General features: G+C 36.5%; 14 protein-coding genes. 6 read left to right on the forward strand and 8 right to left on the reverse strand.

The features are described from left to right. Positions 1–95 precede the first annotated feature (95 nt). The 3 genes from ACM6F9_RS10265 (at position 96) to ACM6F9_RS10275 (ending at position 6811) form a co-directional block, all read left to right on the forward strand. On the forward strand, positions 96–3056 hold the full coding sequence (locus ACM6F9_RS10265) for a reprolysin-like metallopeptidase (RefSeq protein ID WP_414845617.1): 2961 nt from the start codon (positions 96–98) through the stop codon (positions 3054–3056). A gap of 134 nt (positions 3057–3190) precedes the next feature. Then, complete coding sequence (locus ACM6F9_RS10270; protein WP_414845618.1) at positions 3191–4822, forward strand: M1 family metallopeptidase; 1632 nt, start codon at positions 3191–3193, stop codon at positions 4820–4822. A 132-nt stretch (positions 4823–4954) separates the two neighbouring features. Then, positions 4955–6811 carry a peptidase M61 gene (locus ACM6F9_RS10275; protein WP_414845619.1) on the forward strand — a complete coding sequence of 619 codons (1857 nt, stop codon included), beginning with the start codon at positions 4955–4957 and terminating at the stop codon, positions 6809–6811. Between the two features lie 122 nt (positions 6812–6933). On the opposite strand, the gene ACM6F9_RS10280 is transcribed toward ACM6F9_RS10275, so the two are convergent. The 4 genes from ACM6F9_RS10280 to pepE form a co-directional block, all read right to left on the reverse strand. Beyond that, positions 6934–8109, reverse strand: a complete 1176-nt coding sequence (locus ACM6F9_RS10280) for a sensor histidine kinase (protein ID WP_414845620.1) — start codon at positions 8107–8109, stop codon at positions 6934–6936. Positions 8110–8116: 7 nt separating this feature from the next. Next, positions 8117–9490: a D-alanyl-D-alanine carboxypeptidase/D-alanyl-D-alanine-endopeptidase gene (gene dacB, locus ACM6F9_RS10285; protein ID WP_414845621.1), complete on the reverse strand. Its 1374-nt coding sequence runs from the start codon at positions 9488–9490 to the stop codon at positions 8117–8119. Between the two features lie 93 nt (positions 9491–9583). Beyond that, on the reverse strand, positions 9584–10444 hold the full coding sequence (locus ACM6F9_RS10290; protein ID WP_414845622.1) for a hypothetical protein: 861 nt from the start codon (positions 10442–10444) through the stop codon (positions 9584–9586). Further along, positions 10444–11136, reverse strand: a complete 693-nt coding sequence (pepE, locus tag ACM6F9_RS10295; RefSeq protein ID WP_414845623.1) for a dipeptidase PepE — start codon at positions 11134–11136, stop codon at positions 10444–10446. The genes ACM6F9_RS10290 and pepE overlap by 1 nt, the downstream gene beginning before the upstream one ends. Before the next feature lie 195 nt (positions 11137–11331). Between pepE and ACM6F9_RS10300 the strand changes: the two genes are divergently transcribed. Next, complete coding sequence (locus ACM6F9_RS10300) at positions 11332–11868, forward strand: tetratricopeptide repeat protein (protein WP_414845624.1); 537 nt, start codon at positions 11332–11334, stop codon at positions 11866–11868. A 73-nt stretch (positions 11869–11941) separates the two neighbouring features. Here ACM6F9_RS10300 and ACM6F9_RS10305 read toward each other — a convergent pair whose 3' ends face one another. Next, complete coding sequence (locus ACM6F9_RS10305) at positions 11942–12430, reverse strand: YdeI/OmpD-associated family protein (protein WP_414845625.1); 489 nt, start codon at positions 12428–12430, stop codon at positions 11942–11944. A gap of 310 nt (positions 12431–12740) precedes the next feature. On the opposite strand from ACM6F9_RS10305, the gene fsa reads away from it, so the two are divergent. Together fsa and ACM6F9_RS10315 are read left to right on the forward strand one after the other, a co-directional pair. Then, positions 12741–13394, forward strand: a complete 654-nt coding sequence (gene fsa / locus ACM6F9_RS10310; RefSeq protein WP_414845626.1) for a fructose-6-phosphate aldolase — start codon at positions 12741–12743, stop codon at positions 13392–13394. A 124-nt stretch (positions 13395–13518) separates the two neighbouring features. Further along, positions 13519–14499 (forward strand): serine hydrolase domain-containing protein, encoded by a 981-nt coding sequence (locus ACM6F9_RS10315; RefSeq protein WP_414845627.1) that lies wholly within the window; start codon positions 13519–13521, stop codon positions 14497–14499. A gap of 71 nt (positions 14500–14570) precedes the next feature. Here the strand turns inward: ACM6F9_RS10315 and ACM6F9_RS10320 are convergent, their stop codons facing one another. The 3 genes from ACM6F9_RS10320 to ACM6F9_RS10330 form a co-directional block, all read right to left on the reverse strand. Beyond that, entirely contained in the window at positions 14571–15431 is an 861-nt protein-coding gene (locus ACM6F9_RS10320) for a GLPGLI family protein (RefSeq protein WP_414845628.1), read from the reverse strand. A 19-nt stretch (positions 15432–15450) separates the two neighbouring features. Then, a complete protein-coding gene (locus ACM6F9_RS10325; RefSeq protein WP_414845629.1) occupies positions 15451–16017 on the reverse strand; it encodes a sugar O-acetyltransferase in 567 nt (188 codons plus the stop codon). 169 nt (positions 16018–16186) lie between these two features. Beyond that, a complete protein-coding gene (locus tag ACM6F9_RS10330; RefSeq protein WP_414845630.1) occupies positions 16187–17077 on the reverse strand; it encodes a GLPGLI family protein in 891 nt (296 codons plus the stop codon). Positions 17078–17089 lie beyond the last annotated feature (12 nt).

Consider the following 17089-nt stretch of genomic DNA (forward strand, 5'->3'; position numbering starts at 1 on the left):
ATCAATAAATAAATACTTTTAATTAATTATTCACATACAATTGATTAGATTTACACAAAATTCACAAAACCAAAACCAAATCAATATATTATTTCATGAAAAAGAAAATTATTTTCGTTTTTGCGTTAGCAATAGGGCTAACGAGTTTACAAGCACAACGTTGGGAACCCGTATCTCAAAAGATTACTCCGATCAGGAAAGAAGTGAATGTTATTCATGCTTACAAATTTGATCTTAATGCACTGAGAGAGCTTTTAAAAAATGCTCCGGAAGCCGGAAAAGGAAGTCCGGTAGTCATTTATTTACCTACTACAGATGGAAGAGTTGAAAGATTTTCTGTGTACAGCTCGCCTGTCATGGAAAAATCAATGGCAGATAGATATCAGTTAGGAGCTTATTCAGGAGTAGGTCTGGATAATCCAAGCAAACAGGTTAGACTTAGTACAGCACCCAATGATTTCCAATCGATGCTTTTTGATACTAAAACAGGTCTATATGAATTTATAGAGCCTATTAATAAGGAAAAGGATGTATTTGGAGTTTTCTTTAAGTCTAATAAAACATCGGACGGCCACCCTTTTGAATGTAAAGTATCCGAAACTGAACAATCAAAAAAGCAAATGAAAAAACTGCTCAATTCAAAGAGTGTTTGGGAAAAAGCAGGAAGTCAAAAAAAAAGTAATGACCAAAAATACAGAACTTATAGACTAGCTGTTTCTGTAAATGGTGAATATACCCAATTAGCAGGAGGAGTTCCGGGAGCAGCAGCCCGTATTAATGCTACTATAAACCGAGTAAACGGTGTCTATGAAAAGGACTTGGGAATTCATTTGATTGTACAGGATCTGCCACAACTTATTTTTACGGATCCCGCAACAGACCCCTATGCAGATGTTGTTCAAAATCCCAACGGTTCTTATTCTGCACCTGATGCATGGAATTTGCAAGTTCAGCAAACTTTAACCAATACTGCCGGTGTAGGGAATGGTGCTTATGATGTAGGTCATTTTTTCGGACATAGAGGTGGTGGCGGATCAGCCGGTGACATCGGAAACGTATGTAGAAACCCTGCCAATAATAACGATGACACTTCAAAAGGAGCAGGAATCACTTCTCCGAGTATCAATGATCAGCCTTTTGGTGATACCTTTGATATTGATTATGTAGCCCATGAGCTGGGACATCAGTTTGGAGGCCGTCATACGATGTCTGTCATTCATCCTCAGACAGACCGTCCCATAGAACCAGGATCAGGCTCCACCATTATGGGTTATGCAGGAATTACTGCTGCCAATGTTCAAATGAATTCTGATGCTTATTTTCACGTACTCAATATTGAACAAATACAACAATATGTAAATTCTCAAAATTGTGCTATTACCACTCCGGTTGCCAATACTCCACCGGTGATACAGCCCATTCCTACCAAAACAATTCCCAAAGGAACAGCTTTTGTGCTAACTGCGAGCGCTGCAGATGCTCAAAATGATCCTATGACCTATACCTGGGAGCAGTATGATATCGCAACTACTAAATTTAATAATGTAGATGCCAATCGTACTAATGGGGCAAACTTCAGATCGCTGATGCCTACCAATTCTCCAACACGTTATTTCCCCAAATTATCCAGTGTGCTCAATGGAAATCTTACCAATGCTCAGGATTGGGAAACGGTATCTAATGTCAGCAGAGAAATGAACTTTAAGGTAACGGTAAGAGATAATAATCCTGATGTTACCCAACAACAGACCCAAAGCAGTTTAGTTAAAATAAATGTAGGAAATGACGGACCATTTAAACTTACTTCATCCACAGTATATAATAATACCTCTGGAGCCATTACCTGGGACGTAGCCAATACAAATAATACGATTTATAACGTAGCAAATGTTAAAATAGATTATACAACGGATAATGGAAATACATGGACTGTTATTTCAGCATCAACACCTAATGACGGAGTAGAATCGTATTCATTTTCAACGCTTGCTGCTGGAGCTAATGTAAAGATAAGGGTAAGTGCTATTGACAATGTATTTTATGCCATTGGAAATGCTACTGTTTCTGCTGCTTCGGCTTGCTCGTCAACAGCACCCACAGGAGTTTCTGTTTCAGGGATAACAAAATCTTCCGCAACCGTAAGCTGGCCAGCTGTACAGGGAGCCACTTATTCTTTACAATATAGAAAAACAGGAAGTGCTGCATGGATTACCATTCCGGTGACTACAAATTCTTATCCTTTTACAGGATTAGAAGAAGCCACACAGTATGAAGTACAAATAGCCAATGTATGCGGATCTGCAACAGGAACTTATTCTACATCTGCTAATTTCACAACACTTTCATTTAGTGTATGTGCCGTTTCCTCAGATCCTTCTGATGAATTTATATCCAATGTTACGGTGACTCCTACCGGAATGGCCGCCGTTTCGAATAACAGTGTTGGATCAGCTTACACTAATTACACTACGGATGCTACGAAACTGATTACTCTTAAAAAAGGTTCTTCTGGCAACACCATCAGCATAGCAAAACAATGGTCAGGCACCAAATACAACGAAGGAGTAACTGCATGGATAGACTTCAATAAAGATGGAATATTCTCAAGCTCTGAGCAGATTTATACAAGTGCACCTAGTAAATTAACTCCGGTTTCGGGAACATTCTCCGTTCCTAATGATGCATATACCGGAGGAAATATCATTATGAGAGTGATGCTGGCTTACAGCGCCCAGCCAACAGATGCCTGTACCAGCCCTGAATATGGGGAAACTGAAGACTATCCTATCCTTATTCAGGATGCTCTTAGCACAAAAGATGTAACAAAAGACAATAATACAGTTCAAATTTTCCCTAACCCGGCAACTGATGTACTGAACGTTCTTAAAGTTTCATCCAAAGCTCAGTTTACGATTACTAATGCTGCAGGACAAATTGTAATGAATGGTCAGATTACAGACAATAAAATTGCTGTATCAAAACTGATTACAGGAGCTTATATCATTTCAATTGACGATAAGGGAACCTCTACAAACCTGAAATTCATTAAAAAATAAAACCAATCCATATTTACAGCCCGGCCATTGCCGGGCTTTTTTTTATGCTTTAAAATCTGTATTTAATTTGAGTTACGGCATGTCGCTATTAATTTAATTTTATACTTTTGAAAAGATTATTAATAAAAGCTTAAATGAAAAAGTTGTCATATACACTCTTATTTGTTTCAGGGCTGGCTTTCGGGCAGTTCTTTGAGAAGGGTAAAGTTTTCACCAAACAAGATACTTTAAAAGGGTCTAATACTAAGTTCAGAAATTTTTGGGATGTCAAAAAATATGATCTGTCTGTAGAACCGGACTTTGAACAGAGAAGTATTAAAGGAAATAATACAATCAGCTTTGAGATTATAAAAGATGTCACCAATCCTGTTTTCCAGATTGACCTTCAGCAGCCTATGAAAGCGGATAAAGTGGAAGGAAGTTTTCCGATTGCCAATTATAAGCAGGATGGAGATTTTATTTGGGTTACAGCCAATAAAAAATTCAAAAAAGGAGAAAAATACACCATCAATGTTCTGTATTCCGGGAAACCTACGATTGCTAAAAACGCCCCGTGGGATGGAGGCTGGGTTTTCACCAAAGATGAAAAGGGAAATCCCTGGATGACTGCTGCTGACGAAGGAATAGGAGCTTCCATATGGCTTCCTACCAAAGATATCTGGAGCGACGAACCTGACAATGGTATTGTCATGAATATTACTACACCCAAAGATCTTGTAGGAGTAGGAAATGGAAGGCTTACCAACAAAAAGACAGAGGGAAATAAGACAACTTATACATGGGAAGTGAAAAACCCTATCAACGCCTACTCTATTATTCCAAGTATAGGAAAATATGTAAATTTTAAAGATATATTTGAGGGTGAAAAAGGAAAACTGGATTTGGATTATTGGGTACTTGACTACAATCTAGACAAGGCAAAAAAACAATTCCAACAGGTAAAACCTATGCTCTCAGCGTTTGAATACTGGTTTGGCCCATATCCGTTTTATGAAGATTCATACAAACTTGTAGAATCTCCTCACCTTGGTATGGAACATCAGAGTAATGTGGCATATGGAAACAAATATCAGAACGGCTATCTTGGAAGAGATCTTTCAGGGACGGGAGTTGGATTAAAATGGGATTTCATTATTATTCATGAAAGCGGCCATGAATGGTTTGCTAACAATATTACTGCCAAAGATCAGGCTGATATGTGGATTCATGAGAGTTTCACCAACTATTCCGAAACTCTTTTCACGGAAAAATATATGGACAAAAAATCTTCTGAAATCTATGTTCAGGGAATCAGGAAATTGATAGACAATGACGTTCCTATTATTGGCCAGTATGGTGTAAGAAATGAAGGCAGCGGAGATATGTACCCGAAAGGAGCCAATATGATTCATACGATAAGACAGGTGATCAATAATGATGAAAAATTCAGACAGATTTTAAGAGGTCTGAATAAAGATTTTTATCATCAGACTGTTACCACTCAGCAGATTGAAAATTATATTTCATCGAAATCAGGGATTGATTTCTCAACTGTTTTTGATCAGTATCTGAGAACAATAAAGATCCCTACTCTTGAGTATAATCAGAATGGTGATACTTTAAAATTCCGTTATACAGATGTGGTGAAAAATCTGAAGTTACCTATCATTATTAATGGAGATCAGACGATCAATCCTACTGAAGAATGGCAGACGGTAAAGCTTAAAAAGAATAGTCCGGTAGAATTTAATCCTAATTATTATATCAATTATTACAATAATAAATAAAGAAAAAGGCAAATTTGTAGATAAACAGATTTGCCTTTTCACTTTTTAATTTTAAATTTTAAGAAAAGTTTAATACTTCTTCCGTAACAAAATGACAAAAAGAGCAACTATTTAACTATTAATGTAAATCTAATGAGAAAAACAGTCCTTAGTCTTGGCATTTTTGCTTCTTTTTTAGCAAATGCTCAGTCTATAAAAACAACTATTGATCTTGTCAATGTAAAAGATGATAAAGTAGCCGTTACCATGGAATTTCCGAAAATGAAATCCGGAGATGTTAAATTTCATTTCCCTAAAACGGTTCCTGGTACTTATTCTGTAGACGACTATGGAAGATTCATCGAAGGGATTAAATTTTACGATAATAAAGGAAGAGAGCTTACTTTCACCAAAGTAAATGATAATACTTATTCATTGAAAAACGCTCAGGGACTTTCCAAAATCTCTTATCTTGTGAATGACAGTTTTGATGATGAATTGGATACATCAAAGCATAAAGCAGTATTTTCTCCGTCAGGAACAGATATTGAGGAAGGAAAAGTATATATGATCAATACCCACGGGTTCATTGGATATATTGATAATATGCAGGATGTTCCTTATCAGCTGATCGTACAGAAACCAACAGATTTCTACGGAACGACTGCTTTGGTAGATCAGGACAAATCTGAGTCTACAGATACTTATACTCTTGCCAATTATGCCAAGGTAACAGATTCTCCGTTAATGTATACAAAACCGGATTATATTACCTTCAATGCTGGGGGAATGGATCTTGTACTGGGTGTATATTCTCCGACAGGAAAATACAAAGCTGCCGATTTCAAAGAAAATCTGGAGAAAATGGTAATCGCTCAGAAGAAGTTTTTGGGTGATATGAATACCAATAAAAAGTATGCAATCATGCTTTACCTTTCCGGAGGTGACGGACCTAAAGTGAAAGGTTTCGGAGCATTGGAACACCACGAATCTACAAGTGTAGTGCTTCCTGAAGCAATGCCGAAAGATGCTATTGATAACGCTATTACAGATGTAGTTTCTCACGAGTTTTTCCATACTGTAAACCCTTTGAAAACGCATTCAGAAGAGATTCACTATTTCGATTATGCAGATCCGAAAATGTCTCAGCACTTATGGATGTACGAAGGTGGAACTGAATATTTCGCCAACCTGTTCCAGATTCAGGAAGGTTTGATTGATAAAAAACAGTTCCTTGAAAGAATGGGTGAGAAAATTGCCAATTCCAAAAGCTATGATGATACAATGCCATTTACCGTAATGAGTAAAAATGTATTAGTTGAGCCTTATAAAGATCAGTACAGAAACGTGTATGAGAAAGGAGCTCTTTTAGCAATGTGTTTAGACATCGAGCTTAGAAAGCTTTCCAACGGGGAAATGGGATATCGTGATATGATCAGAAAACTATCACAGAGATTTGGTGAAAACAAACCTTTCAAAGATGATAAACTGATTGACGAACTGGTAACGGTAACCGGATATCCTCAGGTAAAAGATTTCTATAACAAATATATTGCAGGAAACCAACCAACTCCTTATGCACAATATCTGAGCATGGTAGGTGTAGATATTAAAAAGCAGGAAAGCGAGCCTATTTTCTGGTTCATCAAAAACCCGAATGAAACAGATTTTGATCAAAAGACCAATGCTTTTGCTTTTAACGATCATTCTTCTTTGTCTCCATTTGCAAAAAGTATCGGATTCAAAATCACTGATCAGGTACTTGCTTTGGATGGAAGAACGGTAGACATCAAAAATGTACAGGATTTTATTAAATATACCAAAACCATTAAAGATGGACAGGGCGTTACGGTAACTATTTTAAGAGATAATGCCGGCAAGAAAGAGAAAATGACGCTGAAAGGAAAAGCAATTCTGGATAAAATGACCATGGAAGCACTTTCATTTAAGGCGAATCCAACTCCGGAAGAACTGAAGCTACAGAACCAGTGGCTTACTGGTAAAAAATAATAAGAAAAGCGGGGAAATTTCCCCGCTTTTTACTTTCCTCAAGTAGATCTTGTATTCTTATATTCAAATGTTATAGGCTTTAAAAATCTATAAGGTTTCTTGTTTGCAAAACAAATTTCAAGTTAAATATTTTCTGCTTTTCTGATGGTTATTCTAAAGGTACTTCCCTTTCCTACCTCAGTCTGCGAAATTTTAATATCTCCGTTATGGTATTCATGAATTACCCTTCTAGCCAATGACAATCCCAGCCCCCAGCCTCTTTTTTTGGTAGAATACCCAGGATTAAAAGCATTTCTTGCCTGCTGCTTGGTCATTCCGCTTCCGTTGTCTTTCACTTCGATAAGAATATTTTTGTTTCTCTCAAAAACAGACATCGTAATAGCGCCTTCGCCTTTCATAGCATCTACTGCATTTTTCACCAGGTTTTCAATCACCCAGCTCATCAGAATTTTATTATGTGGTACCAAAACGGTATAGTTGGGAAGATTCAACGTAAAATTGACTTTTCTGGAAATTCTGGTTTTTAAATAATCATAATTCTCCTGAATGGTTTCATTGAAGTTTCTGTCGTTCAGCTCCGGAACCGAACCTATTTTGGAGAATCTTTCAGAAATAGTTCTCAGTCTTTCAATATCTCTTTCAATCTCATGTACACCATCCGAATCAGGGTTATCTAGCTTCATGATCTCTATCCAGCCAATCATAGAGGATAAAGGAGTTCCGATCTGATGAGCAGTTTCTTTAGCCAAACCTGCCCAAAGATATCCTTCATCTGTCTTTTTGATGGTTCTGAAAAACCAGAAAGAAAAACCAAAATACAGCAAAATAAATAATCCTAAAATATAAGGCGAATACCGAAGATTATTCAGCATACGCGAATTGTCGTAGTACACAAACTGATTATTTCCGTCCGGCACTTTGATCTCAATAGGATCATAATTTTTCTCCATATTCCGGATCAGATCCTGAAGTTTCTCGGGATCTTTAATAGTACTTTCAGGGATATTTCTGTAATATCCGAGGTCAAGGATAGGATTTTTAAATTTATCCGTTACAATAAACGGAATGGTATTGTTGATATTGAGGATATCCGGCAAAAGGTCCAGAACATCCGTATCAGGAGTTTTCACTTCCTGCTGTATTCTTATCGCTTTGGAAAGAAGGCTGATCCTTTTGATCTCCTCTTTTCTGAGAAAATTAATAAGGGATGTGGAAGCCACTACAATGGCAATCACCAAAGTAGTCATGACCACAAAAATGATCCAGTTATTCAGCCTTGTAAGTATGGATTTTCTCAAAGGTATTTTATTTTAAAACATTCAGAATTTTCTGCAGCTCTGCATTCCCACTTCCCTGATAATTGTTGATAATAATCGAAAATACATATTTTTTTCCATCTTTTGCAGTGTGATATCCGGCAAAAGACTTGGTATCTCTCATGGTTCCGCTTTTCATCTTCATTCCGTTATCCTGAACGGGAAAACCGTCATAATAAGCATCAAACCAGGATTGTTTCTTCGCATATAACAGTGCCTGTACTTCAGCTTTTGCCGCCACATAATTTTGTGGTGAAAGCCCGCTTCCGTCAGCAAAATTGATCATATTAGGATTAATTCCTTTTGATTTCCAGAACTCTTTCAGATAAGAAACTCCACTTTTGAAACTTGAATTTCCTTTTTTCTCTTTTCCTAAGGTTTTAATCAAAGTCTCCCCGTACAAGTTGACACTTTTTCTCAGAAACCAGTATACAATTTTATCCAGAGTTGGCGATTGATAAGTGAGAAGAATATTATTTTTAGGAGCTTCCAACGCTTGTTTCCCTTCTAGTTCAAGCTGTGAATTCGTCACCGTTTTTCCTGAAAGTTCAATTCCTGATTCTTTCAGCCATTGTTTTACTTCCGCAGCCAGCTGTAATGGAGGATTAGGAGTAGATCCTGAAACTGTTACTGTTTTTCCTGCCGGAAGCATTCCATTAATTAAAGCCACTTCAGAATGAGGAGCTGTGAAAATAAGACTTTGGTCTGAACTTCCGCCGGCTTTCAGATCATTCAGCCATTTTACGCCTTCCAGAGGATAAGAAAAGTTTTTAAAATCTGTTCCGTTGATATTGATATCAAACTGATTTTCTTTCCAGTTGATTCCCCAAACTCCGGCTCCGTAGTAATTTCCAAGATCATCCCATGGCCAGCCTCCCGGAATCGTCTGATGATCAAAATAAGAATCATCAATCACCAGATCACCTGATATTTTTGTTATTCCTGAATTTTTAATAGCATCAATCAGTTTCTTTTTAAAATTTTCAGGTTTATAGGCATCGTACCTCCAGCTTCCCAAAGTAGGATCACCGTTGGAACTGATGAAAAGATTTCCGTTCAATGTACCTCCGGATATATTTCCGGAATAGCTTGAAGTGGTTGTAAAAGTATAATTCTTTCCTAAAGTTTCCAGTGCAGCACCTGCAGTAAAAATCTTCTGTGTAGAAGCTGTAGAAAGCCCCTTACTCCCCTGATATTCGTATATAAAGTTGCCGTTTTCGTCTGAAACATAAAATGATAAACTGGAAGAAGCAGCTCCTGAAGAATCCATAAGATCCTTTGTTGCTTTGTCTAATTTCTGACCCATATTCTGCGCAGCTACCATCTGTACAGAAAGCGTGAGAACAGCAAGTGTTTTTTTCATTGCATTGTTGTTTGAGGCTAAATTCATAGATTTCAAATACTGTTAGGCAATATCTGAACCTTTTCATTTATTTAAATTCTAAATCAAATATAGTTAAAATAAAAGCTTTTCATACTCCCTGAGATCATCGGAACTGAAAAGAATCTGATGATCAGGAAGCTTTTCAAATGACCGGTCATTAATAAAATATTTTTCATAATCATCTTCATCTACAAAAATATCCATCTGGCATTCTTTGATGTAATTTGATTTGTCTCCATAATCCTCAATAAAATAGCCCGAATCATTCCACGGTTCCTGATGACAGCGCAAACAGCTTCTCTGGTATACGGCTTTATGACCGCATATTTCACAATCATTTAAGCTTTGAAACAACATAGAAATTTCCTGCTGTATGTCTTTCGTAAATAGTGATAATGGAATTGTTTTTAAAAGCAGATAATAGTTAGGTTCCTGCCATGAAAAATATTTCTTCCTTTCCCAATCATTCTGTCCTGTGTGAAGACACAACTTCTGAAGATCGTATTCTACCTCAGCTTTCACCACATTTCTAATATTCAGAATCGTCTTATTATTAAGTTTGACGTTCTGTTCATCATCAATTTCAATAACGGGCTGCTGTTCCAGAAAATGGTTCAGACATAACGTCGTCTGCCATGAACCAATTGTTCTCATTTTTCCTTCACTGCCACAGATTTCACACATTTTTACAGACAATTGTGAATATTTATCTTTGATATTTTTAAGCCTGATATTGAGTCTTTCATCTTCAGAATACGTGTAGCATCTCAATTCGCCAAACTTTTCTTTCCCAAAAACCTGATGTTCCAGATTCCAGCCTGCGATCGCAAATTCAAACAGCAATTTCCGGATCAGATCACTCCATCCGGTACTGTTCACTGAAAAATTGGTCAGATTATGTTCGATAAAAAGGTTAATTTCTTCTCTATTCATTAAAGCTTGCTTCCTGCTTCTATTTCGTAAGGTTCTTTCCCTTTTTCAAAAATCCTGGTCAGTTCATTTCCTTCCACTATAATAACATCATTTGTTCTTCTGATCCAGTTTCCTTCTCTAAGACCTATCACTTTGATATCATTTTGGGTAAGGAACTCCTGAATACGGGTTTCTCTGGTTTCACCATTATGTTTCAAATCCGGATTAGGATCAAGGTAATGTGGGTTGATATTAAAAGGAACCAATCCCATACAGTCGAAACTTGGAGGATATACAATCGGCATATCGTTGGTTGTTTTCATATTCTGACCGCCAATATTACTCCCTGCACTGCATCCAAGATAGGCTTTTCCTGCTGATACATTTTCTTTTAAGACAGACATTAATCCTTCTTCGTGTAATGTTTTAACCAATAAAAAAGTATTTCCGCCTCCGGTAAAAAAACCTTTTGCCTGATGAATGGCTTCTTTTTTATCTTCAAATTCATGAAGTCCTTTTACTTTTATATTGATCGTTTCAAAGAAAGAACGGGCTTTTGCTGTATAATCATCATGAGAAATTCCGCCTGGTCTTGCAAAAGGGATAAACACAATTTCATCAATTCCTTTATATAATTGGATTAATTCTTCTCTTAAGTATTCCAGATATTCTCCACCAAAAAGCGTGGATGTTGAAGCTAATATGATATTCATACCACTAAATTATGTGTATTATTAAAAAAGTGAATCACAAAGATAGCCTCAAAGATCAACGAATCAAAAATTAATCTAAAAAAATCCTGTTTCCCGTTAATATTTTCTAAAAAACCTTAAAGCCTCTAAAATTTACAGTTTTGTGGAATTATTCTTGAATTTTAGATTATGAATTTAAAATATAAGATTATGAAAATGAGTAAAATTAATAGTAGAAATCTTTTTTTAGGGTTAATACTGGCAGGAAGTGTAAGTCTTGTAAATGCACAAACGACTCAGCCGGAAACTTCGGCTTCAACGAGTCAAACAACGAATCCAACGATTGAAGGTCTTAAAAAACAGATCGAGACCAATCCGAAAGATGTAGAATCACTAGCAAAATTGGCAAATGCCTACCAGGAAGCATCAGACTGGACTAACTCCATTGCTACATGGAAAAAAATATCTGTTTTATTACCGGACTGGGCGCCGTCTTATTACAGCCAGGCTTATGCTTACCAGTCTGCAAAAGATGATGCCAATGCAAAAATTGCTTACGAAAAATATATTGCAACGGTGAAGCCTGAAGAAGTAGAGCAAAACAAGAAAAACCTTGCATATGCTTATTTCTATCTTGCCTTTTCGGAGCAGCAAAGCGATCCTAATAAAGCAAAAGAACACATCGCCAAGTCGATACAGTACGATCCTACCAACCAGGATGCTGTAAAACTTAGCAAAACATTAAATTCTTAGTAAAAAAAAGACCGGAAAGTTTTTCCGGTCTTTTTATTTTATAAATGATAGATGATGAGATCCATGCTTATCATTATTCTATTTTCTTCCCAAAAAAGTCTGTTTCACCATGTAAGTGCCGGATTATTTTCTCAATATTCCGCTGAATACTGGCTTCAGTTTTTAAATTATTGATATAACGGATCAGCTCATGCCTTCTTGATGGAGTCAGGTTTTCGAAATTTTCTGTTGCCAAAGAACTTTCTTTGATAGCCTTTTCCAATTGAGGATGAATAGAAAGACTTCTGTCAGAATCATCATATTCCAGCACGACTTCAATGACTTCTCCTATTCTCTTTGGAGAATTTTTCAACATGGTCAGGTTGATATACAGCCTCCACTCGCCCAGGTATTTCATCAGGTTTTGCTTAAATTCTTTCCCATTCACCGTTCCTTTTACAGCAATGGGACTTTTATTTCTTCCTGATTCATCAAAAATATTTTCCAGAATCTCTTCCGGAATAAACACAAAAGGATTGATTCCTATAATTTCCAATGGGCCTGTGAAACTGTTTTCTTTCATGGATATAAATTTAAAAACTAGAAACTAGAAACTAGAAACTAGAAACTAGAAACTAGAAACTAGAAACTAGAAACTAGAAACAAAAATAACAGTTTGATGAATAGGTATAAAATTTCTTTTTTATTACTTCATAAAACAATTACTCTCAAACTCTCTACACTTCCAAACCCATTTACTCTCAAACCCTCTCACTCTCCTACACTCAAACCCTCAAACCCAAAACCCCGAATCCAGAACCTCGTAACTCAAAATTCATATCTAAGAACCCAATTAATTCCCTATCTTTGTAACAATAAATCTATTTATCAAAATGAAATTTTTTATTGACACAGCTAATTTAGAGCAAATCAAAGAAGCCAGAGATCTTGGAATTTTGGATGGTGTAACTACCAACCCTTCATTAATGGCTAAAGAAGGTATTCAGGGAGCTGAAGCAATCAAAAACCACTACAAAACGATCTGCGAACTTGTAGACGGAGATATTTCTGCGGAAGTTCTTTCTACAACGTATGAAGAAATGATTAAGGAAGGAGACGAATTGGCTGCTATTCACCCAAATATCGTTGTAAAGATCCCAATGATCAAAGACGGTATCAAAGCTTTAAAATATTTTTCTGATAAAGGAATCAAAACGAACTGTACATTGATCTTCTCTCCGGGGCAGGCTCTTTTAGCAGCAAAAGCAGGAGCAAACTATGTTTCTCCGTTCTTAGGAAGATTAGATGATATTTCTACAGACGGTCTGAACCTTATCCAGGAAATCAGATTGATTTTCGATAACTATATGTACGAAACTGAAATCTTAGCAGCTTCTATCCGTCACTCAATGCACATCATTGACTGTGCTAAAATTGGAGCTGATGTTATCACATCTCCACTTCCTCCGATCTTGAGCTTATTGAAGCACCCATTAACAGACAGCGGACTGGCTCAGTTTATTGCAGATTCTCAGAAATTAGCATAATCACTGACTCTTATTCAGATATAAAAATCCCGGAACATTGTTTCGGGATTTTTTGTGGTATCAACCCTGAATTATTTTCAAATTTAACTAATGGATGGTACCCGAATCAAAAACAAAAAGAGCCATGAAAAAAAGTATTCTTCTATTGGCATTATTATCTTTTGTTTTCGGGTTATCTCAAAACATTACTTTTTCAAAAGAAAAACTAGAACAGCTTAATCAATTTAATCTTGAAAACAAGAGCCGGGCTTTTATCATTTTTCAGGATGGAAAAATCATTAATGAAAAATATTTCGGAACAAAAATTATAGACAAAGAGCCTTTCGATGAAAATTCCAATTGGTATTGGGCTTCGGCAGGGAAATCCCTGACAGCTGTTCTTATCGGAATTGCCCAACAGGAGAATTTATTAAACATCAACGATCCAGTATCAAAGTATCTGGGAAAATGGACCGGAATGGATAAGAATACCGAAGATAAAATCACCATCAGAACTCTTCTGACCATGACTTCCGGACTTGACTATTCTCAGGATCAAACCTGTAATTACGGGAACTGTTTTGCTATGAAAAATCCGGCAGGGAGCTTTTGGTATTATGATACCTCAGCCTATTCTCAGCTGGCAAAAGTAATCGAAAAAGCAAGTCATAAAAGTATTGATGAGTATACTTCTGAAAAGCTTTCAGGTTCCGGTATTTCCGGAAAATGGATTCCTTATGAAAATGGTCTTGTATTTTCCAGTAGTGCAAAGAGTTTTTTACAATTCGGAAAGCTTGTTTTAAATAAAGGAAAACTGAATGATAAAGTCTTTTATCAATATGACAATTACTTTCAGCAGATGACAGATACTTCTCAGGAAGTCAACCCTTCATATGGTTATTTGTGGTGGCTTAATGGGAAAAACAGTATAAGAGTCCCAGGATTTGAGCAGTCACTGGTTCCTGATGCTCCCAAAGATATGTTTTGTGCTTTGGGTAAAAACGGACAGATCCTTGATATTATTCCCAGTAAAAATCTCATTATTATCAGAATGGGAGGAAACCCGAATGCATACAGCAATATGATAAAATTTCACAGAGAGCTTTGGAATAAGATTTTACAATAAACGTAAGGCAGCCTCAAGAGTTACATTATATTTCTCCTGAGGCTGCCTTTTGCTTTTATGATAAAACAGATTTATTTTATCAGATCCAATTCAAGAATATTATTTTGTCTTTTGATATTGGCTTTCGCTGTAGCTTCCTGATCTCTGCTGGCCTTTACCGGATCCAGCACTTTTCCTGAGCTATCTCTCATTTCAATAATGGTTCCTTGTGCCAGCATTTGTTTCTGGCTCTTCATCGGATCCAAACGGTAGTCGGTAAGAGCTTTTTTATACTTCGCTTCATTGATGGTCACCAGAGGGTTATAACGTTCTTTATCTTTGGTACTTTTCCATTCATATCCAGTCGGAAGTTTTTGGCTTCCTTTTAATTCGAATGAATGAGAATGGGTATTATCTTCCACTTTTACAATCAACCCCGGAAGTCCATAAAATTTATACGGCCCATCCTGAATGGGAAGATCTGTTGTGAACCACGCCGTCCATTTTCTTCCGGCGAAATCACAAACCGCTTTCTGTGCATTAAACTCACCTATTTTTTCTTTTTCCGGCAGAATTTTCCAGTTTTGTTTTCTGTTTTCCTGAACCTGGTATTCGTCAGAACCAAGGGTAGTAAAGAAATTGGTAGAATAATCCGGGTACATTTTTTCAATATTGTAGCGTATTTTACCTTTAAATTTAAAATTTCCCAGATTAATATTCAGACTTTGGGTATCTTTTGCTACTATGGCCTGCATTGTAGAGTCTGACTGGAAATAGTCTTTGCTGTAAAATTTGGATCCTTTGGAGGCTACTTCAAGATACATGGTTTCTGTTTCCTGTTTATCTCTGGCGGTAGAGTCTGTGATAAATTTGTACTCGTAGATAAATCTCTGATTCTGGGCATTAGCCATCACAGCCATTATCAGGCTGAATAGAATGATTACTTTTTTCATGGTTAGTTTGTTATAGTTTTTAATTTTCTTTTGTAATATTTTTTACAACCTTACAAGGGTTCCCCACTGCAACTACATTATCCGGAATATCTTTGGTGACCACACTTCCTGCTCCAATCACAGAATTATTTCCAATAGAAACTCCTGGAAGCACAACTACATTACCTCCCAACCACACATTATTACCTACTTTGATTGGGTGTGCATATTCCAAACCTGCATTTCTCTGTTCTGCATCCAACGGATGACCTGCTGTATAAAAACTGCAGTTGGGGCCGATAAATACATAATCACCAAACTCTACGTTAGCACAATCTAAAATAACAAGGTTATGATTGGCATAGAAATTCTCTCCTACTTTTATATTATAGCCGTAATCACACCAGAAACTAGGTTCTATACAGATATTTTCTTTGATGCTGCCCAAAATTCTTTGAAGGAGTCTGTATCTGTTTTCTGTATCAGAATTTTTCAATCCGTTATACTCCTGGCACAGATCTTTACATTGTATCCGCTCCTGAATCAGTTCTTTGTCATAATTGGCATTGTATAGAAGCCCGGCTGCACATTTTTCCTTTTCTGTCATGAGATATAACGTTGATTATAGTTACTTATTGTTTATTGAAAGATAAGAAATCTGTTTTGATAAACTTAGTTGACCTTTATCATTTGCCTCTGTACCTTGGTTTGTATTGCCCAAAAACAAAACAGGATGACACTCTTGCCATCCCGCTGATATTAGAAAATATATAATTTTACTTGAACAAATCCGGTTCTATTTTATTGTTATTTTTTAACTGATCTTCTTTTGCTCTTTTTTCAATGCTTCTATACAATTCATTTACATCAATACTTTTTCCGTCCTGATTTTTCATCTGCACTACAGCTCCTGCCGGAAGAGTACTCATAGTCTGCTTCATATCCTTTGTAGGATCCAGCAGATAATCTTTCCAGGCTTTTTTAAACTGTTTTTTGCTGATCTCTATTTCTTTACCACCTAAACCTATGGTAGTAAGTCCGGGGATCTGAATATCTTCCTGTGATGCAGCTTCTGTTTTCTTGTTACCGATTAGGGTCATTATATGAGAGCCTGTGGTATCTTCAATTTTAATGATGAGTCCTGGCAATCCATAGAATTTATAAGGACCATCCTGAAAAGGAATATCTGTAGAAAACCATGCTACCCAACTTCTTCCTCCATAATTGGTAGTAGCTTTCTGGGTATTATACTCTCCGATTTTCTGCTTTTCAGGAAGAATTTTCCATTCAGGTTTTTGATCTTCCAGCATTTTATAGCTCGTATTCCCAATGTTTTCTGAGAATGAAACACTGTAATCCGGATACTTTTTTGTAACCGTTGAGGAAATTGTACCTGGTTTCGTTTTTCTTCTGATATTAATATTCCCTCCAAATCCTCCTTTCATCTGCTTGGCAATATCTGCTTTTGTTGCTGAATCTGAAACAAACTTTTCGCGGCTATAATATTTTGATCCATTCTTATCAATATCCAGAAACATTACATCACTTTTCACGTCTGCTTTATTGGTAGAATCAGATATATATTTATAGTCATAAAAGAATCTGTTAACCTGTGCGTTAGCAAACACTCCTAAAAATGCTAGTAAAATCAAATATTTTTTTCCCATAATTTATTTTAA

Origin of the sequence: Chryseobacterium sp. IT-36CA2 (genome assembly GCF_949767875.1) — a bacterium.
Taxonomy (GTDB): domain Bacteria; phylum Bacteroidota; class Bacteroidia; order Flavobacteriales; family Weeksellaceae; genus Chryseobacterium.